This window comes from Mesorhizobium dulcispinae (assembly GCF_033977345.1).
Lineage (GTDB): Bacteria > Pseudomonadota > Alphaproteobacteria > Rhizobiales > Rhizobiaceae > Mesorhizobium > Mesorhizobium dulcispinae.
Genome location: NZ_JAVIIY010000023.1, coordinates 42921 through 68547, shown reverse-complemented (window position 1 = coordinate 68547; position 25627 = coordinate 42921). Strand labels below are relative to the sequence as shown.

28 protein-coding genes are annotated in these 25627 nt (G+C 61.9%); 11 read left to right on the top strand and 17 right to left on the bottom strand.

Annotated features, from left to right (window positions below; genetic code table 11):
• Positions 1-894: 894 nt before the first annotated feature.
• The 3 genes from RFN30_RS29445 to RFN30_RS29435 all read left to right on the top strand — a co-directional run bounded on the left by RFN30_RS29445 (position 895) and on the right by RFN30_RS29435 (position 3316).
• Complete coding sequence (locus tag RFN30_RS29445; RefSeq protein WP_320265570.1) at positions 895-1053, top strand: hypothetical protein; 159 nt, start codon at positions 895-897, stop codon at positions 1051-1053.
• A gap of 497 nt (positions 1054-1550) precedes the next feature.
• Positions 1551-2897, top strand: coding sequence for an NAD(P)/FAD-dependent oxidoreductase (locus RFN30_RS29440; protein ID WP_320265569.1), 1347 nt, complete (start codon positions 1551-1553; stop codon positions 2895-2897).
• 215 nt (positions 2898-3112) lie between these two features.
• The gene (locus RFN30_RS29435; RefSeq protein WP_320265568.1) at positions 3113-3316 is read left to right on the top strand and encodes a hypothetical protein; all 204 of its coding nucleotides are present in this window, start codon (positions 3113-3115) and stop codon (positions 3314-3316) included.
• Between the two features lie 101 nt (positions 3317-3417).
• Here the strand turns inward: RFN30_RS29435 and RFN30_RS29430 are convergent, their stop codons facing one another.
• The 5 genes from RFN30_RS29430 to RFN30_RS29410 form a co-directional block, all read right to left on the bottom strand.
• Complete coding sequence (locus RFN30_RS29430; protein WP_320265567.1) at positions 3418-3516, bottom strand: putative RiPP precursor; 99 nt, start codon at positions 3514-3516, stop codon at positions 3418-3420.
• A gap of 202 nt (positions 3517-3718) precedes the next feature.
• Positions 3719-3964, bottom strand: coding sequence for an exopolysaccharide production repressor protein (locus RFN30_RS29425; protein ID WP_320265566.1), 246 nt, complete (start codon positions 3962-3964; stop codon positions 3719-3721).
• A gap of 339 nt (positions 3965-4303) precedes the next feature.
• Positions 4304-5248 carry a ribokinase gene (gene rbsK / locus RFN30_RS29420; protein ID WP_320265565.1) on the bottom strand — a complete coding sequence of 315 codons (945 nt, stop codon included), beginning with the start codon at positions 5246-5248 and terminating at the stop codon, positions 4304-4306.
• A 4-nt stretch (positions 5249-5252) separates the two neighbouring features.
• Positions 5253-5705, bottom strand: a complete 453-nt coding sequence (locus RFN30_RS29415) for an RbsD/FucU family protein (protein ID WP_320265564.1) — start codon at positions 5703-5705, stop codon at positions 5253-5255.
• Positions 5706-5732: 27 nt separating this feature from the next.
• Entirely contained in the window at positions 5733-6791 is a 1059-nt protein-coding gene (locus RFN30_RS29410; protein WP_320265563.1) for an ABC transporter ATP-binding protein, read from the bottom strand.
• A 280-nt stretch (positions 6792-7071) separates the two neighbouring features.
• Here RFN30_RS29410 and RFN30_RS29405 point away from each other — a divergent pair, with 280 nt between their 5' ends.
• From RFN30_RS29405 to RFN30_RS29395, 3 genes are all read left to right on the top strand, one after another.
• Positions 7072-8748 carry an ABC transporter substrate-binding protein gene (locus RFN30_RS29405; RefSeq protein ID WP_320265562.1) on the top strand — a complete coding sequence of 559 codons (1677 nt, stop codon included), beginning with the start codon at positions 7072-7074 and terminating at the stop codon, positions 8746-8748.
• A gap of 95 nt (positions 8749-8843) precedes the next feature.
• The gene (locus tag RFN30_RS29400; protein ID WP_320265561.1) at positions 8844-9965 is read left to right on the top strand and encodes a carbohydrate ABC transporter permease; all 1122 of its coding nucleotides are present in this window, start codon (positions 8844-8846) and stop codon (positions 9963-9965) included.
• 8 nt (positions 9966-9973) lie between these two features.
• The gene (locus tag RFN30_RS29395; RefSeq protein ID WP_320265560.1) at positions 9974-10891 is read left to right on the top strand and encodes a carbohydrate ABC transporter permease; all 918 of its coding nucleotides are present in this window, start codon (positions 9974-9976) and stop codon (positions 10889-10891) included.
• 49 nt (positions 10892-10940) lie between these two features.
• On the opposite strand, the gene RFN30_RS29390 is transcribed toward RFN30_RS29395, so the two are convergent.
• From RFN30_RS29390 to hxlB, 3 genes are all read right to left on the bottom strand, one after another.
• On the bottom strand, positions 10941-11282 hold the full coding sequence (locus RFN30_RS29390) for a hypothetical protein (RefSeq protein ID WP_320265559.1): 342 nt from the start codon (positions 11280-11282) through the stop codon (positions 10941-10943).
• A 124-nt stretch (positions 11283-11406) separates the two neighbouring features.
• Positions 11407-12150 carry a creatininase family protein gene (locus RFN30_RS29385; RefSeq protein ID WP_320265558.1) on the bottom strand — a complete coding sequence of 248 codons (744 nt, stop codon included), beginning with the start codon at positions 12148-12150 and terminating at the stop codon, positions 11407-11409.
• Positions 12151-12154: 4 nt separating this feature from the next.
• On the bottom strand, positions 12155-12718 hold the full coding sequence (hxlB, locus tag RFN30_RS29380) for a 6-phospho-3-hexuloisomerase (protein ID WP_320265557.1): 564 nt from the start codon (positions 12716-12718) through the stop codon (positions 12155-12157).
• A gap of 186 nt (positions 12719-12904) precedes the next feature.
• On the opposite strand from hxlB, the gene RFN30_RS29375 reads away from it, so the two are divergent.
• On the top strand, positions 12905-13927 hold the full coding sequence (locus RFN30_RS29375; protein WP_320265556.1) for an aldo/keto reductase: 1023 nt from the start codon (positions 12905-12907) through the stop codon (positions 13925-13927).
• 82 nt (positions 13928-14009) lie between these two features.
• Here the strand turns inward: RFN30_RS29375 and hupB are convergent, their stop codons facing one another.
• The 4 genes from hupB to clpP form a co-directional block, all read right to left on the bottom strand.
• Positions 14010-14282: a DNA-binding protein HupB gene (gene hupB / locus RFN30_RS29370; RefSeq protein ID WP_027166452.1), complete on the bottom strand. Its 273-nt coding sequence runs from the start codon at positions 14280-14282 to the stop codon at positions 14010-14012.
• Positions 14283-14477: 195 nt separating this feature from the next.
• Positions 14478-16889, bottom strand: coding sequence for an endopeptidase La (gene lon / locus RFN30_RS29365; RefSeq protein ID WP_320265555.1), 2412 nt, complete (start codon positions 16887-16889; stop codon positions 14478-14480).
• A 277-nt stretch (positions 16890-17166) separates the two neighbouring features.
• Complete coding sequence (gene clpX / locus RFN30_RS29360) at positions 17167-18441, bottom strand: ATP-dependent Clp protease ATP-binding subunit ClpX (protein WP_320265554.1); 1275 nt, start codon at positions 18439-18441, stop codon at positions 17167-17169.
• Between the two features lie 295 nt (positions 18442-18736).
• Positions 18737-19366, bottom strand: coding sequence for an ATP-dependent Clp endopeptidase proteolytic subunit ClpP (clpP, locus tag RFN30_RS29355; protein ID WP_320265553.1), 630 nt, complete (start codon positions 19364-19366; stop codon positions 18737-18739).
• A gap of 343 nt (positions 19367-19709) precedes the next feature.
• Here clpP and RFN30_RS29350 point away from each other — a divergent pair, with 343 nt between their 5' ends.
• Positions 19710-20303: a hypothetical protein gene (locus RFN30_RS29350; RefSeq protein WP_320265552.1), complete on the top strand. Its 594-nt coding sequence runs from the start codon at positions 19710-19712 to the stop codon at positions 20301-20303.
• 164 nt (positions 20304-20467) lie between these two features.
• Here RFN30_RS29350 and RFN30_RS29345 read toward each other — a convergent pair whose 3' ends face one another.
• Together RFN30_RS29345 and cysE are read right to left on the bottom strand one after the other, a co-directional pair.
• Positions 20468-20671, bottom strand: coding sequence for a DUF3126 family protein (locus tag RFN30_RS29345; protein WP_040969488.1), 204 nt, complete (start codon positions 20669-20671; stop codon positions 20468-20470).
• Positions 20672-20817: 146 nt separating this feature from the next.
• The gene (gene cysE, locus RFN30_RS29340) at positions 20818-21666 is read right to left on the bottom strand and encodes a serine O-acetyltransferase (protein WP_320265551.1); all 849 of its coding nucleotides are present in this window, start codon (positions 21664-21666) and stop codon (positions 20818-20820) included.
• Between the two features lie 120 nt (positions 21667-21786).
• Here cysE and RFN30_RS29335 point away from each other — a divergent pair, with 120 nt between their 5' ends.
• Positions 21787-22389, top strand: coding sequence for an HD domain-containing protein (locus RFN30_RS29335; protein WP_320265550.1), 603 nt, complete (start codon positions 21787-21789; stop codon positions 22387-22389).
• Between the two features lie 7 nt (positions 22390-22396).
• On the opposite strand, the gene RFN30_RS29330 is transcribed toward RFN30_RS29335, so the two are convergent.
• From RFN30_RS29330 to RFN30_RS29320, 3 genes are all read right to left on the bottom strand, one after another.
• Positions 22397-23164 carry an alpha/beta fold hydrolase gene (locus tag RFN30_RS29330; RefSeq protein ID WP_320265549.1) on the bottom strand — a complete coding sequence of 256 codons (768 nt, stop codon included), beginning with the start codon at positions 23162-23164 and terminating at the stop codon, positions 22397-22399.
• A 15-nt stretch (positions 23165-23179) separates the two neighbouring features.
• The gene (locus RFN30_RS29325) at positions 23180-23686 is read right to left on the bottom strand and encodes a DUF192 domain-containing protein (protein WP_320265548.1); all 507 of its coding nucleotides are present in this window, start codon (positions 23684-23686) and stop codon (positions 23180-23182) included.
• 210 nt (positions 23687-23896) lie between these two features.
• Positions 23897-24490, bottom strand: a complete 594-nt coding sequence (locus tag RFN30_RS29320; protein ID WP_320265547.1) for a cold-shock protein — start codon at positions 24488-24490, stop codon at positions 23897-23899.
• Positions 24491-24747: 257 nt separating this feature from the next.
• Here RFN30_RS29320 and gloA point away from each other — a divergent pair, with 257 nt between their 5' ends.
• Positions 24748-25188 (top strand): lactoylglutathione lyase, encoded by a 441-nt coding sequence (gene gloA / locus RFN30_RS29315; protein ID WP_320265546.1) that lies wholly within the window; start codon positions 24748-24750, stop codon positions 25186-25188.
• 108 nt (positions 25189-25296) lie between these two features.
• Positions 25297-25584, top strand: a complete 288-nt coding sequence (locus tag RFN30_RS29310) for a DUF2218 domain-containing protein (protein WP_320265545.1) — start codon at positions 25297-25299, stop codon at positions 25582-25584.
• Positions 25585-25627 lie beyond the last annotated feature (43 nt).

The window sequence follows — 25627 nt, the reverse complement described above, 5'->3', positions numbered from 1 at the left end:
CGACCAGATCCTCGCATCGGTCAAGCGTTTCTGCCAGAAGACAATGAACCGAACTTCAGATTCAGGTGACTAGCTGATCAGCCCATTGAGAAGTTCAGCGAGCTGCAGGATTTTCGCGAGGCAGGGACCCAAGCTAGTAACCCATGGCTCCCATCTTGAACCAGCCAGTTTCGATGTTCGGGCAATACTCGGGCCTGGCTTCACCAAGAGCATAGAGCTTTCGTCTCACCTCCATGGTTTGGGCAAAGCTTTGTTTGCGCCTTACCCGGTGGGAAAGGATACGTCTGTGATGGAGCTGCAGCACGCCAGTACGCAGGGTCAAACGCTTACGAGGTTGATGCGCAACCGGTTGCGGATTGCCCCTCGCAACTGTTGACGAAGTTTGGCTTCGCGCACTGACTGGTTCAAAGTTTCCGGCCTCAGCCAAGGTAAAAAAGGGCCAGCAGATAGAGCTTGTCGGCGACGTCACCCATATCGATGGTGAGTGGGTCACGGTGGACCGGGGCGTCCCGGTTACAGTGAATGCGGACACTCTGAGACTGGTAACAGCCTACAAGCCGCCTTCGAGGAAGAAGGCCCTCGTCGACAAGCCGACTTAAAAGGCGGGGACATCAATTAGCTTTAACTAATTATAGACCCGCGCTGTCCTATTCTGGGACAGCGCGGGTCAGTGCCCACTACCGCGCAGGCGGCTCCGGCAGACCCAGCGCACCCCCGCCCGCTGTCGGGGCCGCCACCTGCCTTTGATATATACCAGCAATGGTTGAACCAACCGTTACCACACGTGCCTACCAACGCGCTTTCCTGATCGTTAGACTTTGATGGACCGGAGGGATTCACATCTCACCAGAACTGATCTAGTCTTCCCGCTCGAAGAAATCGCAGGTGGCAACCATGGAAGCGATGTTCGATGAACTCGCGGCGGCCCTCAGAGAGCCCCGTATAGATGTATCTGCTACTGTCCGCGCTTATGCCCTAAACCTCGCCGGCAAGCTCTTCCTGGGCATTGCTATTGGCGTTGGCATCGGCATTGGGCTGGCGATCGCCGGTTAGCTTCCTCGGCAAGGCCTACCTCAACTGACCGCTTGCCAGAACATACCGCTTTTGGTCTTGCGATTGGCGTAGGTATCGCGCTGAGCTACCTACTATATTAGCAATAGGCTTCCATACAGAGACGGACCTACCATCAAGCGTTTTTCAGGCGCTTGTGGGAGTTTTTAATGCGCACAATTCTGGCTCTGGCCGCACTCACAACCTGTTTCGCTCTCTGGGACCGGTTTGCGAACGACGGGACATATAGCGCTACGCTGCAGCGAAATATTTTCGGCAAAGTGCTATCTGGATGACCCTCCATTGAAACGGAAGTGGAACGAAACGTTATCCGATGTGATCGATCGTTGAATCGTGGCTGCACGTGCTGGCTATGCCCTCTCTGGGCGAAGATCAGCCTCGCTCGTCGGCAGCCTGTGCTCCCTCTTCCCCGGAACTGCCTCAAGAAAGCTGGCTACCGATAGCCCATAGCTGTCACAGCTTTCTTCAGGATGCCTCATTTGCCCAAGTTCCCGTTCTCCGAAGCGACCCCGATTCAATATCCCGGTCCGCCGCCGAAAAGTTCTGACGTGGTGATTATCGGCGGCGGCGTCATCGGCGTGACGACGGCGCTTTTTCTTGCGCGGCGCAACATCTCCGTGACGATGGTGGAAAAGGGACGGATTGCAGCCGAACAGTCCTCCCGAAATTGGGGATGGATCCGCAAGCAGGGCCGCGATGCGGACGAGCTGCCGATCGTGATCGAGGCGTCCCGTCACTGGCGGCAGCTGGCTGAGGAATGCGGCGAAGACATCGGCTTGCAGCAGACAGGCGTGACCTACCTGGCAAGCACGGATGACAAAATGGCCGGCTTCGAAAAATTCATGAAGGTCGCTGCCGCCCATAAGATCGATACTCGCCTTCTGAACGCACGGGAAACCGCGGATCTCATCAAAGGCATGTCACGCAGCTTCAAAGGCGCGATGACGACACCTTCCGACATGCGGGCCGAGCCTTGGGTGGCGGTGCCGGCGCTCGCTCGGCTGGCGGCCCGCAAAGGCGTCAAGATCGTGGAGAATTGCGCGGCGCGAACCCTGGAGATCTCGGCCGGCAGGGTCAGCGGCGTGTGGACCGAGGCGGGTTACATCGAGACGTCCAGCGTTCTGCTGGCGGGCGGTGCGTGGTCTTCCCTGTTCCTGAGAAGACATGGGGTTTCCATTCCCCAGCTCAGCGTCAGGTCGACCGCCGCGGCAACGGAGCCGCTGCCTGAGATCCATGCAGGTGCCGCGGCAGGAGAGCATATCGCTTTCAGACGCAGGCAGGATGGCGGATACACGCTCGCCCCGGGAGGCAGTCATTTGCTCCACTTGGGCCCCGACGCATTCCGCCACGCCACGAAATATCTTCCCGCCCTCATGGCCGATCCGTTCGGATCACGCTATTCGCCGGCCGCACCCGCAGGCTACCCGGACGGCTGGTCGACGCCGCGTCAGTGGACGCCGGAGTCCCAAAGTCCTTTCGAAAGAATGCGGGTGCTCGATCCGGCTCCCGAACGTTCCCGTGTCCGTTCGATCGAACGCAATTTCAGGCGCCTGTTCCCGCAGCTCGAGTCGGTCCGCCTGAAGGCAAGCTGGGCAGGCATGATTGACGCAATGCCGGACGTCGTCCCCGTGGTTGATCGCGTGCAGGCGATCATCGGCCTTGTCGTCGCAACGGGCATGAGCGGTCACGGCTTCGGCATCGGGCCGGGAATCGGTCGCGTCGTCTCCGATCTGATTCAGGGAAACGAGATCGGGCACGATCTCAGCCGGTTCCGCCTGTCGCGCTTTTCCGACGGAAGCGCCATCCGACCGGGCCCTGCTCTCTAAGACCATTGCGCCCGGCATCAGACCTCTGTTGCAATTGCCGAATCGCGGGCGAACGAACACTTTCCCCCTGCGCCGGCTACCCCGCCCCCCAACGCCGGTGCACAGCCCGGCTTGCTGCTATGTGCCGATCTCATCCGCCAAAGCAGGCCGGGCTATTCCCGGAACCATTCCGTAGCTGCCTCGTTCCGCGAAAGGGCCGAAAACGGGAGAGACAGATGACTGTGAGATGTCGCGTTTCGATTGACGACGCCAGGGATGTGGAGGAACTCGCTTTCCAGGAATTGCCGCGGGTGGGTGAAAGCGTGTCCATGCCGATCGAAGGGTCCAATATGGACCTCCGCGTCCTGCGCGTCGTGCATATGCCCGGCAGCGAGCAAGGTGCTGCGACGAAACTGGAACTGACCAGCAAGATTCTTTAACAATTCCAGGAAAGTCTGGAACGCTTTTCCGTCCGGAATTGCGGAAAAAACATAGAGCGGATCAGCGATTTCTGTGAAAAGCTGAACCGCTCTAGCGGCATTCAGTCGCCCAATACCACACCGGAGGCGACAATCTGGGCGGTTCGCGCGGTGAGCTTCTCGCGCTTTACAAGCGTTGGCTTTTCATAGGGCTTTTTCATCGCGCCGTTCCGGAACCGGGCTGCCTTGTGTTCGGTCAAGACAGTGAACGCGCGCGCTTCGGTTGCGTTCCGAACGGCGGACTGAGACCTGGACTCGGCCGGCCATGGCGCGCGGGATTGCCATTGCACGAAATTGCGACAGCGCTGCGTCGCGAAAATCCCGGCAATTTCAGTGAGAGGCGGTTTTTGCGCCTCGAACCGACTAGCGCGGACGCGCTCGATGGACCGGTGTTGTGGAATTTGCCGATACCAAGTCTGCCTCGGTATCTTCCGATCCCCGTTTGAGGGCCAGCCGGACCACCAGTCCGACGTATCCAACCTGAAGAATGATCATCGCAAGGATGGCCCAGCCGAGCGCCTTCCACACAGAGCCGGTCTCCAGCTCAGCCCAGATTGCGATGATGAACGATGTCGCGAACATGCCCACCAGAAATTGAGGAAAATACATCGGCATGGCACCCCAGGCTTTGTTCAGGCGGCCCTCGACTCAACTGTTGAAGAGCCCCGCCGCCCCATTCGCGGAGCGGCGGGGGCCCCAAATCTGCCCCCCGGCTATCGGGGCACGGTCCGCCCCCGGCATTGCTGACAGTGCAATTGCGATGCCAGGCACAGTGACCCATTACGGGACACCTACGCTGTTGATGCAAGGCGTCGGCGCCGAATAATATTAACCGTGGCTAATATGCCACCGTGTGGTCGCAAGGCACCGAATTATAAGGGTTGTGGCAGGCGCCGGTCGGGCGCTATGCGGGTAGCGCCAGCGAGGTTGTGCGCGACGCTGGCGACTTCAACCCTTCGCCAGCAACGCCTCGACTTCCTGGAGCGTCGGCATGGACGGCGCCGTGCCCGGGCGGGTCACCGAAATGCCGGCGACGGCGCAGGCAAAGCGCACCGCCTCCAGCGGCTCGACGCCCTTGGCAAGCGCTGCCGCCAGACCGCCATTGAAGGCGTCGCCCGCACCCGTCGTTTCGACCACAGCGCCGGCATTGACGGCGCCGACATGGTCGGAGCGGTCCCTGGTGTGCAGCAGCGCGCCCTTCTCGCCGAGCGTCACGATGACGGCGCCGACACCCTTCGCCAGCAAGGCGTCGGCGGCGCGGCGGGCATCATCGACCGAAGAAACGGTGATACCGGTCAGCCCTTCGGCCTCGGACTCGTTGGGCGTGACATAGTCGCAGAGCGCGTAGATGCCATCCGGCAGCGCAGCTGCGGGCGCCGGGTTGAGGATGGTCGTCACCCCAGCCTCGCGGGCGATCTTCAGCGCCTTCAGCGCCGCCTCGATCGGCTGCTCCAGCTGGGTGACGAAGACGCCGGCCGAGCTGATCAGGTCGGCATGAGCCTCGATGTCGGCGGGCGAGATCAGCATCGCGGCACCCGGGCTGACGATGATGGCGTTGTTGCCGCTGCCCTCTTCCACGAAGATGTAGGCCGCTCCGGTATAGCTGTCCGGCGTGTCGATCACGGCGCTTTTCACGCCCGCACTCGTCCAGGTCTGCTTGGCCATGTCGGCAAAGGCATCGACGCCGAGCCGGGTCAGAAAGGTGATATCGGCGCCAAGCTTGCCGGCGGCGACCGCCTGGTTCGAACCCTTGCCGCCCGGTCCGAGCTTGAACGAGTTGCCGAGGATCGTCTCGCCCAGGCGCGGCTGGCGATCGGCGCGATAGGCGGTGTCGGCGACGAAGACGCCCAAGATCACAACAGGCTTCATGACGACGGGCTTGCCGGCTGCCATCTTTCTACTCCGCATCCGGCGGAATGACGCCCTTGCGGAAGGCGAAGCAACCATAGAAGCGGCGCTCGCCGGTCTGGATGACGCAATAGGCCTTCTTGGCGCGCTCGTAGAAGGCGTAGCGCTCGATCGAGATCATCGGCCAGGACTTGCCCTCGGCTGCGTCGATTTCCTTCTGCACTTCCTCCTGCACCGGCGGAATCTCGTTCGGCTTGCCGACGATCTCCATGCGCGCGGCCGCGTCGTCGACGAAGCTGTCCAGCGGATAGAGCGACAGCACGGCCTTCACCACATCGGCTGCCGGCGCATCGATGCGCAGCAGCTTGCCGAGCACCGTCTGCTTCGCGACGGAATCGGATGGGAAATTGGTGTCGGCGATGATCAGGTCATCGCCGTGGCCCATGGCCCGCAGCGCCTGGAGCACATCGGCATTGAGCAGCGGATTGATCCCTTTGAGCATGATTTCCTCTTGGAAGTCTGTTTACGGTCAGAGACGCTTGCCGGTCCCTGCGTCGAAGAGATGGACGTGTTCGAGGCGCGGCCTGAGCTTCAGCGTATCGCCCGGCTTGAAGTCGTGACGCTCGCGGAACAGCGCCACCATCTCGCCCTCGCCGAAGCGTACGAACACAAGCGTCTCCGAGCCCGTCGGCTCGACCACCGAAATCGTTGACGCCACACCTTCGGGATGGATTTCCAGATGCTCTGGGCGCACGCCATAGACGACGGCCTGTCCGTCCTCGGTCGCGATGCCGGCAGGCACCGGAAAAGCTGAGCCCGCTATGTCGACCACCGGCCTTTCACCCTTCCTCACCGTACCCTTGAGCAGGTTCATCGCCGGCGAGCCGATGAAGCCGGCGACAAACAGGTTGGCCGGTCGGTCGAACAGTTCCAGCGGCGCGCCGACCTGCTCGATGCGGCCGTCACGCATCACCACGATCTTGTCGGCCATGGTCATGGCCTCGATCTGGTCGTGGGTGACGTAGATGGTGGTGGTCTTCAGCCGCTGGTGCAGTTCCTTGATCTCCGTGCGCATCTGCACGCGTAACTTGGCGTCGAGGTTGGAGAGCGGTTCGTCGAACAGGAACACTTGCGGATTGCGCACGATGGCGCGGCCCATGGCGACGCGCTGGCGCTGGCCGCCGGAAAGCTGGCGCGGATAGCGCTTGAGATAGGGATTGAGGTCGAGGATGTCGGCCGCCCGCTTCACCCGCTCGGCAACGACGGCCTGGTCGGTGCCGCGCAGCTTCAGCGCAAAAGCCATGTTCTGCTCGACCGTCTTGTGCGGATAGAGCGCGTAGTTCTGGAACACCATGGCGATGTCGCGCTTGGCGGGCGGCAGATTGTTGACGATACGGTCGCCGATCGAGATCGTTCCGCCGGACACCGTTTCCAGCCCCGCCACCATCCTCAGCAGCGTGGACTTGCCGCATCCCGAGGGGCCGACCAGCACGACGAACTGGCCGTCGGCGATATCGACGCTGACCTCGTGCAGAACCTTGACGGTTCCGAATGCCTTGGCCACATTGGCGATTGCGACTTGAGCCATCGTCTCCCCTATCTTTTTCGGTGAAGCTAGCCATTGCCAACGGCAAGGGCAAGTCGGTATCTTATAGATAAAAAGCCATTCTTGTTGACAAGGTAATCGATTACGCGAATAGTAGCGAGTGCCAATCCGACACCCGGTCCTTGTCCCGGAAAATCGGAACTCCAGGCGACGCAGGGTGGGGTCCCACGTCCCCCTATGGTATAGGAGAACCGCAGACGTTTCGACGTCCGAGAGATTGGCAAAATCAATTCACGACTGAAGTTCTGGGAGGAACCTTGCGATGAGAGTCGATCTTTACGAAAAACTGGTGCGCGCCGGGGCGACCCGCCGCGAATTGCTGAAGGGCGCTGCCAGCATGGCAGCACTCGCGGCGGCCTCAGGCGCCGGGCTCGGCGCGCTGACCAAACCGGCCGCCGCCGCAGATGATCTGCGCGCGAAAATCCTGCAGATTCCAGGCGTCGGCAAAGGCCAGCCGACGGACGCCGACTTCCAGAAGGTCGGCGAGCTTTGCCTGGAAGCGACCAAGGCCAACGTCAAGGAAGGCGAGTTCGCCGGCGTTGAGCTCACCTTCATGGGCCTCAACAACCAGAACCTGCACAACGTGCTGTTCCGCGGCTTCCTGAAGCCATGGGAGGCCTATACCGGCGCCAAGATCAACTGGATCGATCTTGCCCAGGCCGACTACAATCCGCGCCTGCAGCAGGCGATTGCGACCAATACGATCGATTTTGATATCGTCGAGATGGGTGCACCGTTCGAAGGCGACGTCTGCGGCAAGGGCCTTACTTCCGAAATGCCGGACTGGGTCAGGAAGCAGATCGATATGGATGACCTGGTGGCCTATCTGAAGCCTCCGGTCGGCACTTGGAACGGCAAGCAGTATCGCGTGACCGTTGACGGCGATACACACAACTTCAACTACCGCACCGACGTGTTCTCCGACTCCGATCTGGCGGCAGCCTGGAAAGCTGACAGCGGCGACAAGGCAGGCCTGACGGAATGGGGCGTGCCGAAGACCTGGCAGCAGGTGCAGGTCGTGACCAAGTTCCTCAAAGGCAAGCAGGTGAAGGGCCAGGACGTCTATGGCTATCTCGACGCGCCCAAGCCTTGGGGCGGTTTCGGCTTCTATTTCCTCGGCAGCCGTGCCAGCGCCTATGCCAAGCACCCCGACGACAAGGCCTGGCTATTCGATCCGGATACGATGAAACCGCGCATCAACAACCCGGCCTGGGTGCGAGCGATCCAGGACGTGATCGATGCACTGCCTTCCGAGCCGCAAGATCAAATCAACGCCGACCCGAATCAGACTGCGTTCAGTCAGTTTCTCGGCGGCACGGGTTCGATGGTGGCCTGGTGGGGCGACGTCGGTTCCAACGTCAAGACCAACGACTCCTCGGTGGTTGGCGACGTTACCGGCTTCTCGATCCTGCCCGGCTCCGACGATGTCTACAATTCCAAGACCGGCAAGTGGGACAAGCTGGCCAGCGGCCCGAACTATGCGCCGAACTGCGCCTATCTGGGCTGGGGCGTCTATGTCATGGCCCGCGTCGACAGCGACGAGAAGAAGAAGAAAGCCGCGTGGTCGGCGGCGGCCCATCTCGGCGGCAAGGATCTGTCGCTGTGGTGCGCGGCCTATCCGTCCGGCTTCCAGCCTTACCGCAACTCCCATTTCAACATTCCGGAATGGGTGGCGGCCGGCTATGACGAAGCATTCATTAGCTCCTACCTGAAGTCGGAGGCCGACAGCTACAACCATCCGAACGCGGCGATCGAGCCACGCATCCCCGGCATCTTCCAGTACTACAGCGCCGCCGAGGACATTTTGGCCAACACCTTCGCCGGCAAGATGAAGGCGCAGGAGGGCGCCGATGCCATCGCCGCCGCCTGGGAAAAGCTGACCGACCAGATCGGACGCGAGAACCAGATCAAGCTCTACAAAGCCTCGCTCGGCATGTAGGCTGTTTCAGGAGAAGTCGCGGCCCGGCGACACCTCGTCGCCGGGCCGTATCTTGACCGGCTCTGGCCGGTCATTCGGACAAAGAGGCGAGAGGCGTGGCTGAGCAGACTTCGACCGCGAATGCATGGCCGGCAAATTCCACGGCGAGCGATCTGATCCCGCCCGGCCGCAAGCGCCTCGGCTGGGTCCTGATGATTGCCGCGACGCTCGCGCTGCTCGCGACGATCGTGATGCAGATCCTCTATAAGACCGAAGTCGACACGGTCGGCTTCTACACCTGGCGTCCCGTGGTCTACGCCTATGTGCTGTGGGGCGTGGCGCTCGGCGCCTGGCAGGTGTTGACGCGCGGCGAGGACGGCCAGCGCGCGCTGTTCCTCTTGCCGGCGCTGCTCTTCACCATCGCCATGGTGATCTTCCCGACGCTGTTCGGCTTCTACATTGCGCTGACCGACTGGAACCTCAGCTCCTTCGCCGGCCGCAGGTTCAATGGGCTCGACAATTTCTGGCAGATGCTGGGCGACCCCTACTACCGCAACGCGCTGGTCAACATGGTATTCTATGTTCTCGCGGTGCTGGTGGAATATGCCATCGCGTTCGGCCTGGCGCTGCTGCTTAATGCCCAGATCCGCGCCCGGAAATTTTTCCGGGTAGTCTTCCTGTTGCCGCTGATGCTGTCCCCGGTCGCCGTGTCGTGGATGATCGGCAAGTCGCTGATGGAGTACCGCTTCGGGCCGGCGGCCACGCTGGCGCGTCATCTCGGCTGGGATAATCCCGCCTTCTTCTCGGACCCGCTTGCCGCCCGCATTTCGATCATGGTGCTCGACGCCTGGACTTTCATCCCGTTCATGATGATCATGCTGCTCGCCGGGCTACAGGCGATGTCGCGCGAGGTGATCGAGGCGGCGCGCGTCGACGGCGCAACCACATGGCAGACCTTCTGGCAGGTCACCTTCCCGCTGATGCTGCCGGTGTCGGTGACGGCGGTGATCCTGCGCATCATCTTCAAGCTGAAGCTCGCCGACATCATCATCACGGTGACGTCCGGCGGCCCTGGCGGCGCTACCGATTCCGTTTCGAGCTTCATTTACCGCGAGTATCGCGACCGCTCGAATGTCGGCTACGGCACCATGCTCGCCATGATCTACCTCATCATCATCATCGTGTTCGTCACCTGGCTGCTGAAGATAGCCAGCCGCTTCGTGCGCAACGTCAACTGAGTCGCATCATGAGCGTCCAGACCACAGAATACACCGTTTCCGAGATCCGCTCGCCGGCGGCCTTCATCACCAGCCGCGTCTTCATCTATGGCGCGCTGGTGTTCTGGTCCTTCGTCTGCCTGTTCCCGATCTACTGGACGATAACCACCTCGTTCAAATCGGCGGTCGACGTCACGCAAGGCCACCTCATCCCGTTTGTCGACTACCAGCCGGACTGGAAGGGTTGGCGCTCGCTCGGCCTGTCGCCGGATTCGATCTTCCAGACCTCGACCGTGCGCGACGAGTTCCTGAAGCGCTTCATGAATTCGGTCATCACCTCGGTCGGTGCGTCGAGCCTCGCCATCGTCATCGGCAGCCTCGCCGCCTACGGCCTGACGCGCTATCGCTATCACTTCGCCTGGTTCAAGAACGAGGACATCTCCTTCTTCTTTCTGTCGCAGTTGATCCTGCCGCCAGTCGTGCTGGCGCTGCCTTTCCTGGTGCTCTACCGGGAAGTGGCCCTGCTCGACACGCGCATTGGGCTTGTCCTCCTCTACACGCTGATGGTGCTGCCGATCGTCATCTGGATCATGCGCGACCAGTTCAACTCCATCCCCGTCGAGCTCGAGGAGGCGGCGCTCGTCGATGGCCTGTCGATCTGGGGCGCCTTCTTCCGCATCGTCATGCCGATCGCGCTTCCGGGCATGGTCGCCGCCTTCATCCTGGCGATGGTGCTGTGCTGGAACGAGTATTTCTTCGCCGCCCTGCTCACCTCGACGGATGCCAAGACCATCCCTGTCATGGTGGCGAGCCAGACCGGCTCGCAAGGCATCAACTGGTGGTCGATGGCAGCGCTTGCCACCGCCGCGATCGCGCCGCTGGCGATCATCGGCATCGTGCTCGAACGCTATCTGATCATGGGCATGACGGCCGGCTCGGTGAAGTAACTACAAGTACCGCACGCAACGTCCGCGTCGCTTTGCCCCAAGTCTGTCACTACATCGTCTCTGCCGGCGCAAAGAAGCAGTTTTCGTGCTCCTCGGTGGGATGCAAGCAAATGTGAAAATTATCGTCACCGGACGGAATGACACTGTCGTAGGGGACAAAATAGCGGTCTTGGTGAGTGACCCTCCGATGATCTCCCGGCCGCAAGATGATCACGTAGCCATCCGGCGTCGGCGTAACAGTTGTGCCTGGGATGCTACTGCATTCGCCTGTCATTGAATCGCCGTGACAGCAGGCCGGCGGATAGGTCCAGCCGCTACTGGCGCCGTGCGCAAACGCAGAAACATCCTGGAGCGCTGCAGCCGTGGCGATCACACCTGCCAAGCTTGCCATGCGTGGTTTTGCTACAGCGCGCACCGAACGGCTCCCACGGCCAACGGCGTAGTCGGAACTATTTTATATTATTCGCACTTGCTAATATATAGACGAAAGCCTCTTCGCCCGAAAGGCAACAAAGCTAACCCCTGAGCGTCGCCCGCAAATGGTCGAGGACCATCGCGACACCCTTTTGCCCCAGCTCGGCCGAAGCCTCCGGCGCGCTTTTCGTGTACCAGCCCGTATTGTCCGCGAGATGATCGGCGTCCACCGCCTCGGGACACAGCGCCAGCATCAGCGATGTCTCGCCGATGCCGGCATGGTCGAACGGGTACTTGCCGTTCATCGCGGCCGGCATCAGTGGATGCACCTGCACCCAGTTGAAGACGTTCTCACCCTGGGCATGGCCGGCATAATAGTCGGCCATCTTGTCGGAGCCCCACCAGCCCTCGCCGCGCTCCTTTTCCAGGAAACGGAAGATCGCCTGCCGGCCGGCGGCCTTGAAGGCGAGATCGGTCGGCATGCCGGCGACGAAATTCTCGGTCTGGTGATGGATGATGGCGTGGATATTGCGGAAGCCGATGCGCAGCAGGCCGTAGAACAGCTCTTCCGCGAAAGGCGCCAGCACCGGGCCGCCGACCTGCACCGAGCCGCTGCCTTCCGGCGGCGCCACGGCATAGCTCGCCGCACCGTAGTAGAAGGGCGGCAGGATGACGATGTCCCTCTCCTTCTCGAAGAGTTCCAGCGTCTTGATGACGGCGAGCGTATCCATGCCGACCGCCATGTGCTCGCCATGGTATTCGAGCACGCCGAGCGGCAGCGCGACCGGCCAGTTCTCCTCGATCGCCTTGCGGATCTGGTGCGGCAGCATCAGTTCGTAGCGCATGTCCCTACTCCATATTGGTGTGCCGAGCGCGCATCGCCTCCGGCGTTGCGCCGGTTAGCGCCTTAAGCTTCAGCACCATCACCTCGAACACCAGGAAAAGCGCCCCCTCGAACAGCGAGCCCATCGGCAGCACCGAGGTTTTGGCGGCACCCTGGTCGCTGGCCATGGTCTGGGCCGGGACGAGCAGCGTGAAATCGGCAAGCTTCGCGGCGCTGCCGGCCGGTTCGGCCGTGAGCAGCACCACCTTGGCGCCGGCGTCGCGCGCGACCCGCATCAGGGTCAGCACCGTGGTGGTCTCGCCTGGTCCGGAGCTTGCCAGGAAGACATCGCCCTTCCCTAGCGGCGGCGTGGTCATGTCGCCGACCACCGCGACAGGCAGGCCGAGATGGAAGAGCCGCATGGCGAAGCCTTTGACCTGCAATGCTTCGCGGCCGCAGCCATAGACGACGATCTTGCCGGCGCCGGCAAGCATTGCGCAGGCGGTGTCGACCCGGCCGTCATCGATGCGCCGCACCACGGCGCCGAGCTCGTCCATCGCGATCTGCATCTCCGGCCCGGCTTGCGTCATGGCTGTTCATCCTGTCGGCCCAAGCCTGAATGGGCATGCGGCTTTGCGTTCGCGTTTCGCGCGAAACAGTTGTTTTTGTTCATGCTATCACCGCGAAAATTCATGTCCAACGAGCCTCGGCGCTTTTGCTGTGCCACCGGCGTGATAGTGTCATGTCAGACAAATCGATCCGGGACATTCGAGGATATGAAGACACGGCATTTCGACCGCATCGGCCATGGCGGCATCACCTTCACCGAGCTCGGCTTCGGCACCGCGCCGCTCGGTAATCTCTATCACGCCGTCTCCGATGAGGATGCCAATGCAACGCTGGAGGCAGCATGGAAGACCGGCTGCCGTTACTTCGACACCGCTCCCCTCTATGGCCTTGGCCTCTCCGAAACCCGGCTCAACCCTTTCCTGCGCTCCAGGAAGCGCGACGATTATGTGCTGTCGAGCAAGGTCGGCCGGCTCATGCGCGTCTCTGCGCCCGACCAGCGCACCGGCATCGGCAAATTCTTCGACACGCCTTCGCGCAAGGAAGTCTACGATTACAGCTATGACGGCGTGATGCGGTCCTTCGAGGCGTCGCTGGAGCGTCTCGGTGTCGACCGCATCGACATCCTCTATGTGCACGATGTCGATATCTTCACCCATGGCAGCAAGGAGGCTTCCGACCGGCGCATCGAGGAATTCATGTCCTCGGGCTATTATGCGCTGCTCTCGCTGCGCGACCAGGGTGTGATCAAGGCCTTCGGCGGCGGTATCAACGAATGGCAGGTCTGCCAGACGCTCGCCGAGCGCGGCGATTTCGATCTCTTCCTGCTCGCCGGCCGCTACACGCTGCTCGAGCAGGAAGCACTGGCCACCTTCCTGCCGCTCTGCGAGAAGCGCGGCATCGGCATCATTCTCGGCGGCCCCTACAATTCCGGCATTCTGGCGACAGGCCCGAAGCCCGGCGCCTTCTACAACTACACCGAGGCGCCAAAGGACGTGCTCGACCGCGTGGCGCGCATCGAGGCGGTCTGCAAGCGCCATGGCGTGCGGCTGATCGAGGCGGCGTTGCAGTTCCCGCTGCGGCACCCTTGCGTGATGTCGGTGATCCCCGGCGGTCAACGGCCGGCCGAGGTCGAAAGCAACCGTGCGCTGCTCGACGTCAAGATCCCGGCGGCCCTGTGGGCGGATCTCAAGCAGGAAGGTCTGATGCGCGCCGACGCGCCGACGGCCTGAGTCGCACATGTGCCGCTGCCGCGGGGCACAAAAAAGAAGAGCCGGGCAAGCCCGGCTCATCTGATCTTAAAAAGAAAAGGTCTTAGTTGACCGCGTCCTTGAGGCCCTTGCCGGCCGAGAACTTCGGCACGGTGCGCGCCGGAATCTTCACTTCCGCGCCGGTCTGCGGGTTGCGGCCGGTCGAAGCAGCGCGTTTTGACACGGTGAAATTTCCGAAGCCGACAAGCCGGACATCGCCGCCCTTCTTCAGTTCGCCAGTGATCACGGAGAACACCGCATCGACGGCGGATTGCGCATCAGCCTTCGAAATGCTTGCGGAGTCGGCGACAGCGGACACCAGTTCGTTCTTGTTCATCAAAATTCCCTTCCATGAGAAAACCGGAACTACGACTCATCCGGCAGGAAACGGACTTTAGAAAGAAGCGTTCCGGAACCCAAGCCGAAAACCGCGGAATTCCGGGCTTTTTTCCATTTTTCGGAGCTTTTTTCACATGAAAAAGCCGGGCTGGAAGCCCGGCTCTCTCTTTGTGCATCGCAATGTTAGAAGATACTAATGTGCGAGCGACTTGCCGGCATCGTCGCCGGCATCCACGCCGACCGGCGGATTCACCGGCTCGACCCACTCGATCGGCTCCGGCATCCTGACCAGCGCGTGCGCAAGCACTTCGCCGACCCGCGACACCGGAACGATCTCCATGCCGTTCTTCACATTGTCCGGAATCTCCGCCAGATCCTTGACGTTCTCTTCCGGGATCAGCACCTTCTTGATGCCGCCGCGCAATGCGGCAAGCAGCTTCTCCTTCAGACCGCCGATCGGCAAGATGCGGCCGCGCAGCGTTATCTCACCGGTCATCGCCACATCGGCCCGGACCGGAATGCCCGTCAGGACCGAGACGATGGCCGTGGCCATGGCCGCACCTGCAGACGGGCCGTCCTTCGGCGTGGCGCCTTCCGGCAAGTGGACGTGGATGTCGCGCTTGTCGAACAGCGGCGGCTCGACGCCGAAATCGAGCGCTCTTGAGCGGACATAGGAGGCCGCCGCCGAGATCGATTCCTTCATCACGTCGCGCAGGTTGCCGGTCACCGTCATGCGGCCCTTGCCGGGCATCATAACGCCTTCGACCGTCAGCAGCTCGCCGCCGACTTCCGTCCAGGCAAGACCGGTGACGACGCCAACCTGATCGTCGGCCTCGACCTGACCGAAGCGGAAGCGCGGAACGCCGAGATAATCGGCGAGGTTGTCCGCCGTGATCTTCACCGTCTTCTTCTTCGTCTTCAGGATCTCGGTCACCGCCTTGCGCCCGAGCTTCATCAGCTCGCGCTCCAGGCTTCTAACGCCCGCTTCACGGGTGTAGGTCTGGATGATGCCGCGGATCGCGTCCTCGCCGACAGAGAACTCGTTCGGCTGCAGCGCGTGATCGCGGATTACCTTGGGCATCAGGTGACGCTTGGCGATCTCGATCTTCTCGTCCTCGGTATAGCCGGCGATACGGATGATCTCCATGCGGTCCATCAGGGGCGCAGGGATGTTCAGCGTGTTCGCCGTCGTCACGAACATCACGCTCGACAGGTCGTATTCGACCTCGAGGTAATGGTCCATGAACGTCGAGTTCTGCTCCGGATCGAGCACCTCGAGCAGGGCCGACGACGGATCGCCGCGGAAGTCCTGGCCCATCTTGTCGATCTCGTCGAGCAGGAAGAGCGGGTTGGACTTCTTGGCCTTCTTCATCGACTGGATGACCTTGCCGGGCATCGAGCCGATATAGGTCCGCCTGTGGCCGCGAATCTCGGCCTCGTCGCGCACGCCGCCGAGCGCCATGCGGATGAACTCACGCCCCGTGGCCTTGGCGATCGACTTGCCGAGCGAAGTCTTGCCGACGCCGGGCGGGCCGACGAGGCACAGGATCGGCCCCTTGAGCTTCTTCTGGCGGCTCTGCACGGCGAGATACTCGACGATGCGCTCCTTGACCTTGTCGAGGCCGAAATGGTCGGCGTCGAGCACGTCCTGGGCGAAGGCGAGGTCCTGCTTGACCTTGGAGTTCTTGCCCCACGGGATCGACAGCAGCCAGTCGAGATAGTTGCGCACGACCGTCGATTCAGCCGACATCGGCGACATCGACCGCAGCTTCTTCAGTTCGGCTTCCGCCTTCTCGCGGGCCTCCTTGGAGAGCTTTGTCTTCTTGATGCGCGCCTCGATCTCGGCGGCCTCGTCGCGGCCGTCCTCGCCCTCGCCGAGCTCCTTCTGGATCGCCTTCATCTGCTCGTTGAGGTAGTACTCGCGCTGCGTCTTCTCCATCTGGCGCTTCACCCGCGAGCGGATGCGCTTCTCCACCTGGAGCACGGAGATCTCGGCTTCCATGAAGCCCATCGCCTTCTCGAGACGCTCCTTGACGGAGAGCGTGGCGAGCATCTCCTGCTTCTCGGGGATCTTGATGGCGAGATGCGAGGCAACCGTGTCGGCGAGCTTGGAATAGTCGTCGATCTGGCTGGCGGCGCCCACCACTTCGGGCGAGATCTTCTTGTTCAGCTTGACGTAATTTTCGAAGTCGGTGACGACCGAGCGGGCAAGCGCCTCGATCTCGACCTCTTCCTCATCCGGCTCGACCAGCGCGGTGGCGCGGGCCTCGTGGAAATCGGCGCGGTCGGTGAACGAGACGATCTTGGCGCGCGAGGCGCCCTCGACCAGCACCTTCACGGTGCCGTCGGGAAGCTTGAGCAGCTGCAGCACATTGGCGAGCGTGCCGATGTCGAAGATGGCATCGGGCTCAGGATCGTCGTCGGCTGCATTCATCTGGGTGGCAAGCAGGATCTGCTTTTCCTGACCCATCACTTCTTCCAGCGCCTTGATCGACTTTTCACGGCCCACGAAGAGCGGAACGATCATGTGCGGGAACACGACGATATCGCGCAGTGGGAGGACCGCGAAAACGCCGTCGCCGGAAGACTTGGATATCTTGGCCATTGTCCAACCTTTCATGTCGCGGCCGCTTATTTTAGCCAACCGCGAATCTCATATTAACGACCGAGCGTCGTTCCGCCTACCACCGTTTGTGACGGGAGTTTTACAGCACAGAATTCGGCGCTTCGGCCTTCCGCTGTTAGGTGGATGCGGGTAGTGCAAAGATCAAGGGTTAACATGGTCGCTCAGTCCACTCCATCGCCAGGCGGCACACCCCTGACAACAAAAACGGCGCCGCACGGGCGCCGTTCCATGAAAAATTGCTTGATCAGCAACCATGTCAGGCGCTGACGTTGCCCTTCTTTTCCTTCTGCTCGGAATAAATGTAGAGCGGCCGGGCATTGCCCGAGACAACCTCCTCCGAGATCACCACCTCGCGCACGCCTTCGAGCGCCGGAAGCTCGAACATCGTGTCGAGCAGGATCGCTTCCATGATGGAACGCAGGCCGCGCGCACCGGTCTTGCGCTCGATAGCGCGCTTGGCGATCGCCGACAGCGCGTTCTCGTGGAAGGTGAGATCCACATTCTCCATTTCGAACAGCCGCTGATACTGCTTGACCAGCGCGTTCTTCGGCTCGGTCAGGATCTGGATCAGCGCCGGCTCGTCGAGATCCTCGAGCGTCGCCAGCACCGGCAGGCGGCCGACGAATTCCGGGATCAGGCCGAATTTCAGGAGATCTTCCGGCTCGACCTGGCGGAACAGGTCGCCGGTGCGGCGATCCTCGGGCGAAGCCACGGTCGCGCCGAAGCCGATCGAGGTCTTGCGGCCGCGGTCCGAGATGATCTTGTCGAGCCCGGCAAAGGCGCCGCCGCAGATGAACAGGATGTTGGCGGTGTCGACCTGCAGGAATTCCTGCTGCGGGTGCTTCCGGCCGCCCTGCGGCGGCACGGAGGCGACGGTGCCTTCCATGATCTTCAAGAGCGCCTGCTGCACGCCCTCGCCCGACACGTCGCGAGTGATCGAGGGGTTGTCCGACTTTCGCGAGATCTTGTCGATCTCGTCGATATAGACGATGCCGCGCTGGGCGCGCTCGACATTGTAGTCGGCCGACTGCAGCAGCTTCAGGATGATGTTCTCGACGTCCTCGCCGACGTAACCGGCTTCGGTCAGCGTCGTGGCGTCGGCCATGGTGAAGGGCACGTCGATGATGCGGGCGAGCGTCTGGGCGAGCAGCGTCTTGCCGCAGCCGGTCGGGCCGATCAGCAGGATGTTCGACTTCGCCAGCTCGACGTCGTTGTTCTTGCCGGAATGCGCGAGGCGCTTGTAGTGGTTGTGGACGGCCACCGACAGCACCCGCTTGGCGTAGGGCTGGCCGATGACATAATCGTCGAGGACCTTGAGGATCTCCTGCGGGGTCGGCACGCCCTCGCGCGACTTCACCATCGAGGTCTTGTTCTCCTCGCGGATGATGTCCATGCAGAGTTCGACGCATTCATCGCAGATGAAGACGGTCGGACCGGCGATCAGCTTGCGCACTTCGTGCTGGCTTTTGCCGCAAAACGAGCAATAGAGCGTGTTCTTTGAATCACCGCCGTTGTTGCTGACTTTGCTCATTTTTCTGTCCTTTCACCGCCTGCCCGCCGATGGTCTGGCCGCGTTGGCGTCTCACCAATCTATCGCAGGAATCCGCCACCGCCAGTGTCCCGGCTCACACAGCGCATTCCGTACGAAACACAATCAGAAAACGCGACAATGATTCGCAGCAACCCCATGCAAAGCTAAGCCGTCGAAAATCAACATAGCCTTAACGTAGGCAATCCCGAACCCTGAGGGAACAGGCAATTGTGGCCGAAATGCCGCAAGCCGCGCCAAAAGCGCGTTATCCCGCCAACCAGCTGCCAATCAAGGCCTACGCGGCGGCGGTTTCGCCCAGCTCGCGCGTCGTGATGACCTTGTCGATCAGACCAAAGTCCTTGGCCTCGTCGGCGCTCATGAAATGGTCGCGGTCGAGCGTCCGTTCGATCTCGTCATAGCTCTTGCCGGTGTGCTTGACATAAACCTCGTTCAAGCGACGCTTGAGCTTGATGATATCCTGCGCATGACGTTCGATGTCCGACGCCTGACCCTGGAAGCCGCCGGACGGCTGATGCACCATGATGCGGGCGTTCGGCGTGGCGAAGCGCATATCCTTGTGGCCGGCGCAAAGCAGCAGCGAGCCCATCGAGGCTGCCTGGCCGATGCAGAGCGTGGACACCGCCGGCTTGATGAACTGCATGGTGTCGTAGATCGCCATGCCCGATGTGACCACACCGCCCGGCGAGTTGATGTAGAGGTTGATTTCCTTCTTGGGGTTCTCCGCCTCGAGGAACAAAAGCTGTGCACAAACCAGCGTCGCCATCCCATCCTCGACCGGGCCGGTGATGAAGATGATGCGTTCCTTCAGGAGGCGGGAGAAAATGTCATAGGCGCGCTCGCCGCGATTGGTCTGCTCGACCACCATCGGAACGAGGTTCATGTAGGTTTCGGCGGGGTTCTTCATGGACTACCCTTGTTAGATGGATTCCGGCGCCGTGAAAAATTTGAGCAATCGGGCGGAATCGGTTCTGGATCCTTAAATCCTAAATAGGATGCCGGCTCACCCTAGCGCAAGGCCGCCCCTCCTAGCCATCTGGTTAAGTCGAATCAAGCGTCTCGGCTCAAGGTAATGCTGGCGGTCGCGCCGGAGACTGCCTTTGCCCGAAGTGGCTGGGCGACGCCGAACGCCGCGGTAGCAGTTTCTTAACCGCACGGCTTAACGACAAGCCCTGAAATCCCTGTCCGGCGGTGGACCTTCCGATACATTCCTGCGTTGAACCGGCGTCCTTTTTCAACGGGGGAATGTCATGTTTTACAAGCGTTCCGCATCGCTCGCTTCGGCTAGCCTCGCAATGCTCGCTACCGTGTCGCAAGCCGCGGCCGGCGGCCGGGCGCTCGAATGTTACGAGCCGGTGCATCGGCCGGCGCTTTACGACACCGTCTATGAAGACGTGATGGTAAGCCCCGGCGGCCAGCTCGTCGATTATGACCCGCCGATCTACGGCACGACCGAAAGCATTGAGCAGATCGCCCCGCCTCGCGTCAGCTATGAAGTGGTGCCGGCCGTCACGCGCACCGTCTATCACACGGTCAAGGTGGACGATGGCGGCTATGCCTGGGAATGGCGCGTCATCCATGGCCGCAAGGTGCTGTGCAAGGTGTGGCGCAAGGCGCGCTACGCGCGGGTCGCCGAAACCGTCATCGTCGAGCCAGAGCGCGTCCGGCGCGTCGTCCTCCCGGCCGAATATGAAGGCGTCGCCCGCGAGGTGCTGGTGCGGCCAGGAGAGCGGCGCATCACCGAAGTTGCGCCCTCGTACTGGACGGTGGCGCGTCGGGTGGTGGTGCGGGAAGGTTCGACCGGCTGGCGGCGGGTGCATATCCCGCGGCACTGCGTGGACTAATGCATGTCGCCCAAAAGTGCGCAGCGGTTTGGGGCAACGACATGCATCAAAACAAGACTTAAAGCGCGGCGCCTGAATCGGCTTCAGCGCGACGCGCTTTAGCCGGAAATCCCTTGAGGGTGTTTCCGACCGGGCGGTATAGAGATCCCGGCCGGAAAGTCGGCTCAGGCCAGGTCGACGTCGAGGATCGCCATCGAGAAATTGTAGTCGCCGTCGTCCTCGTCCTTGAAGACGATGCCGAGGAACTCGTCGCCGACATAGACCTCGGCCGAGTCTTCCTTGCGCGGGCGCGCCTTCACCTGCAGTTTGGGATTCTGGAAGACGCGCTTGAAGTAGGCGTCCAGCTTTCTGATTTCGTCCGGCTTCAAAAGTCTTCTCCGAATGCGGCTGTTCGTTGGAACGCGCTTCTGACACGCCGACGATGGCGATGTAAAGGCGAGCCGGCAGCATATCACGGGACAACCGGCGCCTGAAATGGCGGCCGGAAACCGGCCGCTGCCGATGACGGCCGAATTCAGATGTCGAAGCTGACGACGTGGTCCATCGTTTGCGAGGGCAGGAGCTGGTCCATCTGCCGCGAAGGCTGGTCGCAGCCGGTCTCGCCGACGACACGCGCCGGCACGCCGGCGACCGTCTTGTTGTGCGGCACGGGCGAAAGCACCACCGAGCCGGCCGCGATCTTCGAGCAATGGCCGATCTCGATGTTGCCGAGGATCTTGGCGCCGGCGCCGATCAGCACGCCGCGGCGGATCTTCGGATGGCGGTCGCCGCTGGCCTTGCCGGTGCCGCCCAGCGTCACCCCATGCAGGATCGAGACGTCGTCCTCGATGACGGCCGTCTGGCCGACGACCAGGCCGGTGGCGTGGTCGAGGAAGATGCCCTTGCCAATGCGGGCGGCCGGGTTGATGTCGGTCTGGAACACCGAGGACGAGCGGCTCTGCAGGTAGAGCGCGAAGTCCCTGCGGCCCTGGTTCCACAGCCAATGCGCCAGCCGATGCGTCTGGATGGCGTGGAAACCCTTGAAATAGAGCACCGGCATGATGAAGCGGTCGCAGGCCGGGTCGCGATCGTAATAGGCCTGGATGTCGACGCGTACGGTGGCGCTCCACTCGGGATCGTCGGCAAGCATGGCCTTGAACGTCTGCCGGATGAGGTCTGAGCCGATGTCTTGATGATCAAGGCGTTCGGCCAGGCGGTGGATGACCGCTTCTTCCAGGCTCTCCTGGTTGAGGATGGTGGAATAGAGGAACGCAGCCAGCAGCGGATCGCGGTTCACCGCCTCCATCGCCTCATCGCGGATCGAACGCCATATTGGATCGACCGGCTGCACCATGCTGGGGCGGGCTATCGTTACACTGTTCATCGACGGTCTCCGGCCTGCTCGTTCTCCGGCGGCACATATAGGCCAGATCATAGCATGGTTGAACTCAATTTTCCTTAGTGCTTTGTCAAATGGACTTGGTTCATCGAAATTCAAGCCGCGATGGAAAACGAACCCTTGATCAACGAAGCGCTGAAAAGCGAGCTTTCCGCCCTCTATCGGGCCGAGGGCCGGCACTACCACAACCTCGCCCATATCGAGACCATGCTGGCGCTGGCCGAGGAATACCGGAGCCAGCTCCACGACCCGGACGCCGTCGAGGCGACGATCTGGTTCCACGACGCGATCTACGACAGCCGCGCCAAGGACAACGAGGCGAAAAGTGCTGATTTGGCCGCGGAAAAGCTCTCCGGCCGCATCAGCCCAGAGCGCCTCGCGCGTGTCGCGGCGATGATCAATGCCACCGCCACGCACCAGTTGCCCCCGCTCGATGACGAGAAGGCTGCCACCGATGCGGCCTTCGTCCTCGACATGGACCTGGCGATCCTCGGCGCCGAACCGGACGCTTTCGATGCCTGTGAAAAGGCGGTCCGACGCGAATATGGCTGGGTCGAGGAGCCGATGTGGCGCGCCGGGCGCGCGGCGGTGCTAAAGAGCTTCCTCGCTCGCCCGCACATCTTCCACACGGCCGAGTTCCGGCAGCGTTTCGAACCCAGGGCCAGGCAAAATCTGGAAAGGTCGCTGGCCGCGCTCGAAGCCGGATAGTTGCTGTTCAGAGCGGATATTCGGCGTAGAACTCCAGCACGCGCTGCTTGAAGCTCTTGTCGCCGACGGCGAGCATGTGGTCGCGGCCCTCGATGTGAAAAGCTTTTGCGTTGGGCATCAGGACGGCCAGTTCGTCGGGCGAGCCGGCAATGTCGTCCCTGGTCCCGACAGCGATCAAGGTCGGCTGGGCAATGCGCGCGACATCATCCTCGCTCATCGACGCACGCGAGCCGACGATGCAGACGGCGAGCGCCCGGCGGTCGCTGCGCGTCTGGTCGGCGAAGGCGCGAAACGAGCGGCCACGCGCATGGCCGATCGTGCCGGGATCCTCGGCCAGAAGCGCATCGGCGATCGGATCCCAGTCGCCGACGCCGTCGACAAGGCCGACGCCGAGGCCGCCGAGCACCAGCGTCGCCACCTTGTCCGGATTGGACAACGCCATGAATGCGGATACCCGCGCGCCCATCGAATAGCCCATGACATGGGCGCGTTCGATACCGAGATGATCGAGAAGTGCTGCCGCGTCCGAGGCCATCCTGGCCGGCGTGTAGTCCGCCTCCTCGTAGCTCTTCGTTGAAGAGCCGTGGCCGCGATTGTCGAAGGCGATGGCGCGGTAGCCAGCGTCGTTCAGCGTCTTGAACCAGCCTGGCGAGACCCAGTTGACGTAGTGGCTGGAGGCGAAGCCGTGGATCATCAGCACCGGATCGCCCTGCCCGGACGCCGGCTGGCGGTCAAGGTAAGCGAGTTCGAAGCCGTCATGGGAAAAATATTGCATTTGGCGCGGCCGAGGTCAGTTGGAACCGGCGGCCTTGTCGATCGCCGGGTGGCGCAAGACGTCTCCGTCCGCGAGACCGTCCTTGGCGGCCGTTCCCGCCTTCAGCTCGAGCACGAAGCTCACGGGCTGCCCCGGGGAGATGATCGCTTCGGATTCCGGCTCGCCGCGCTTGATGGCCTTGATCCTGCCGTCCTGGCCGACAAAGACCAGGTCGAGCGGCATCGGCGTGTTCTTCATCCAGAAATTCACCTCGCCAGGTCTCTCGAACACGAACAGCATGCCGTGATCGTCGGCCATGTCCTTGCGGAACATCAGCCCGGCCTCGCGCTCTTCGGAGGTGTCGGCGATCTCGATGGAGAAGGAATGCTTGCCGGAGCCGGTTACCGCGACCAGCGGCGTCGGATCGACCGGCAGCATCATGGCCTGGCCGTCGGCCCAACCCGGTCTCAAGGCGCTGAAAGTGGCGGCCAAAACGATGGCGGCGCAAAGCGCGCCTGCTGTCAGCCAGTTACGATGAGCCATGTGATACCTCGTCCAGGGCTCGTCCTAGACCATGATCCGGGCGAGTGGAACCGGTTTTTCGAACACGATCGGCCTTGCACTGGTCAGCGCTATCCGGATCGTGTCGGGAAAACTTATTGCATGTCGCCCAAAAGTGCGAAGCGGTTTTGGGAGAACGGCATGCACAAAGACCTGAAGCGCGTCGCCTGAACCCGTTTGGCGCGACGCGCTTTAGTGCGAGACCGGCAAGGTGCCCATATCGGGGTGAATTTCGGCGGCCATAAGGCCTTTGTCGCCGCGCCCAAAGCGAACCAAAACGACCTGGCCGGGCCTCAGTTCGGTGATGCCGTAGCGCCGCAGCGTCTCCATATGGACGAAGATGTCCTCGGTGCCCTCGCCCCGGGTTAGGAAGCCAAAACCCTTGGTGCGGTTGAACCATTTCACCAGCGCCCGCTCGAGCCCGCTCTCCGCCGTCACGGTGACATGGGTGCGCTGCTCCTGCTCCGCCGGATGCACCGCTGTCGAGGCATCCATCGAAAGAACGCGGAAAGCCTGCAGGCCACGCTCGCCCTGCTTGACGAGGCAAACGACGCGGGCGCCTTCCAACGCGGTCTGGAAGCCGTCCCTTCGAAGACATGTCACATGGAGGAGAACATCACCCGAGACGCCGTCGTCCGGGAGAATGAAGCCGTAGCCCTTGGCCACGTCGAACCATTTGATAGCGCCGGCGATTTCGACAAACTCGGCGGTGTCGCCGCCACTGTCTCGCGTCAAGGCGTCGTCAAGGCTTCCGTCCCGCCTCGTAAAAGAGGCCTTTTCCCCCATAAGAATGCCCCCTTTTTCAACTGCAACCGCTACTGATTCTTGCCATCAGATTAACACCGCGGCTTCCGGGGTGTGCAAGACCTGACGTGCCTTTTTTCACCGTTGAGCACTGGAAAGCCTCAATTGTTGTTTGCCGGCGCGGGTCGACGCGCAACGGCGCGGCCTGGAATCGACCGTTATACCCGTTTTGTCGGACGATTGCCCTTTGGCGGAGCGGCTCCTATGGTGCGCCGCAATGCAACCCCGAGGAGCCCGATATGCGCTATCTCCACACCATGGTCCGCGTCGCCGACATCGATCGATCGCTCGATTTTTACTGCAACAAGCTCGGCCTCAAGGAGGTGCGTCGCTACGAAAACGAGCAGGGACGCTACACGCTGATCTTCCTTGCCGCGCCCGAAGACGAACAGAACGGCATCTCGGAGAAGGCGCCGCTGATCGAATTGACCTACAACTGGGATCCGGAAGAATACAAGGGCGGCCGCAATTTCGGCCACCTCGCCTATGAGGTCGACGACATCTACGCCACCTGCCGGAAACTGATGGACAATGGCGTGACCATCAACCGGCCGCCGCGCGACGGCAACATGGCCTTCATCCGCTCGCCGGACGGCATTTCGATCGAGCTCCTGCAGAAAGGCCCGGCAAAGGCGAAGGCCGAGCCGTGGGCCTCGATGCAGAACACGGGAAGCTGGTAGTCCGGCGCGGATTTGAGCTGGCGCTTCAGCGGACAGCGCCTATCTAACGATGAGAACGGCGCCAGCCCGATCAGGCTGGCGCTTTCTTCGATCCTCCGGGAGAATTTCATGCCGACCAGCCGCGCCGATGTCGCCACCGAACACGCCAGCCGCTACCTGCAGCAGCTCTGCAAGCATTGGGCGCACAAGTTCCCGGTCGAGTTCGATCCGCATCACGGCGCCATCCAGCTTTCGCTCGGCCGCACAGTAATGCATGCCGACGACAAGGCTCTTCATATTGCGGTTGCCGCCGATGACACTGCCTCGCTCGAGCGCCTGGAAACCGTGGTCGCCGACCACATCAAGCGCTTCGCCTTCCGCGAGGAGTTGACCTTCGACTGGCAGCCGGCCGCCTGAGCCAGCGCAATTCCAGGAAAAGTGCCTAGCGGTTTTCCGTCCG

Bases quoted from the DNA above. Each gene is read 5' to 3' on its own strand.
- RFN30_RS29320 (WP_320265547.1), bottom strand. From the start codon at position 24,490: ATGGGGGAAAAGGCCTCTTTTACGAGGCGGGACGGAAGCCTTGACGAC.
- hxlB (WP_320265557.1), bottom strand. From the start codon at position 12,718: ATGACGCAAGCCGGGCCGGAGATGCAGATCGCGATGGACGAGCTCGGC.
- RFN30_RS29350 (WP_320265552.1), top strand. From the start codon at position 19,710: ATGTTTTACAAGCGTTCCGCATCGCTCGCTTCGGCTAGCCTCGCAATG.
- RFN30_RS29435 (WP_320265568.1), top strand. From the start codon at position 3,113: ATGACTGTGAGATGTCGCGTTTCGATTGACGACGCCAGGGATGTGGAG.
- lon (WP_320265555.1), bottom strand. From the start codon at position 16,889: ATGGCCAAGATATCCAAGTCTTCCGGCGACGGCGTTTTCGCGGTCCTC.
- gloA (WP_320265546.1), top strand. From the start codon at position 24,748: ATGCGCTATCTCCACACCATGGTCCGCGTCGCCGACATCGATCGATCG.
- RFN30_RS29385 (WP_320265558.1), bottom strand. From the start codon at position 12,150: ATGCGCTACGAACTGATGCTGCCGCACCAGATCCGCAAGGCGATCGAG.
- RFN30_RS29445 (WP_320265570.1), top strand. From the start codon at position 895: ATGGAAGCGATGTTCGATGAACTCGCGGCGGCCCTCAGAGAGCCCCGT.
- RFN30_RS29425 (WP_320265566.1), bottom strand. From the start codon at position 3,964: ATGTATTTTCCTCAATTTCTGGTGGGCATGTTCGCGACATCGTTCATC.
- RFN30_RS29325 (WP_320265548.1), bottom strand. From the start codon at position 23,686: ATGGCTCATCGTAACTGGCTGACAGCAGGCGCGCTTTGCGCCGCCATC.
- RFN30_RS29390 (WP_320265559.1), bottom strand. From the start codon at position 11,282: ATGGCAAGCTTGGCAGGTGTGATCGCCACGGCTGCAGCGCTCCAGGAT.
- RFN30_RS29310 (WP_320265545.1), top strand. From the start codon at position 25,297: ATGCCGACCAGCCGCGCCGATGTCGCCACCGAACACGCCAGCCGCTAC.
- clpX (WP_320265554.1), bottom strand. From the start codon at position 18,441: ATGAGCAAAGTCAGCAACAACGGCGGTGATTCAAAGAACACGCTCTAT.
- RFN30_RS29405 (WP_320265562.1), top strand. From the start codon at position 7,072: ATGAGAGTCGATCTTTACGAAAAACTGGTGCGCGCCGGGGCGACCCGC.
- hupB (WP_027166452.1), bottom strand. From the start codon at position 14,282: ATGAACAAGAACGAACTGGTGTCCGCTGTCGCCGACTCCGCAAGCATT.
- rbsK (WP_320265565.1), bottom strand. From the start codon at position 5,248: ATGGCAGCCGGCAAGCCCGTCGTCATGAAGCCTGTTGTGATCTTGGGC.
- RFN30_RS29395 (WP_320265560.1), top strand. From the start codon at position 9,974: ATGAGCGTCCAGACCACAGAATACACCGTTTCCGAGATCCGCTCGCCG.
- RFN30_RS29430 (WP_320265567.1), bottom strand. From the start codon at position 3,516: ATGAAAAAGCCCTATGAAAAGCCAACGCTTGTAAAGCGCGAGAAGCTC.
- RFN30_RS29330 (WP_320265549.1), bottom strand. From the start codon at position 23,164: ATGCAATATTTTTCCCATGACGGCTTCGAACTCGCTTACCTTGACCGC.
- RFN30_RS29335 (WP_320265550.1), top strand. From the start codon at position 21,787: ATGGAAAACGAACCCTTGATCAACGAAGCGCTGAAAAGCGAGCTTTCC.
- clpP (WP_320265553.1), bottom strand. From the start codon at position 19,366: ATGAAGAACCCCGCCGAAACCTACATGAACCTCGTTCCGATGGTGGTC.
- RFN30_RS29415 (WP_320265564.1), bottom strand. From the start codon at position 5,705: ATGCTCAAAGGGATCAATCCGCTGCTCAATGCCGATGTGCTCCAGGCG.
- RFN30_RS29410 (WP_320265563.1), bottom strand. From the start codon at position 6,791: ATGGCTCAAGTCGCAATCGCCAATGTGGCCAAGGCATTCGGAACCGTC.
- RFN30_RS29375 (WP_320265556.1), top strand. From the start codon at position 12,905: ATGAAGACACGGCATTTCGACCGCATCGGCCATGGCGGCATCACCTTC.
- cysE (WP_320265551.1), bottom strand. From the start codon at position 21,666: ATGAACAGTGTAACGATAGCCCGCCCCAGCATGGTGCAGCCGGTCGAT.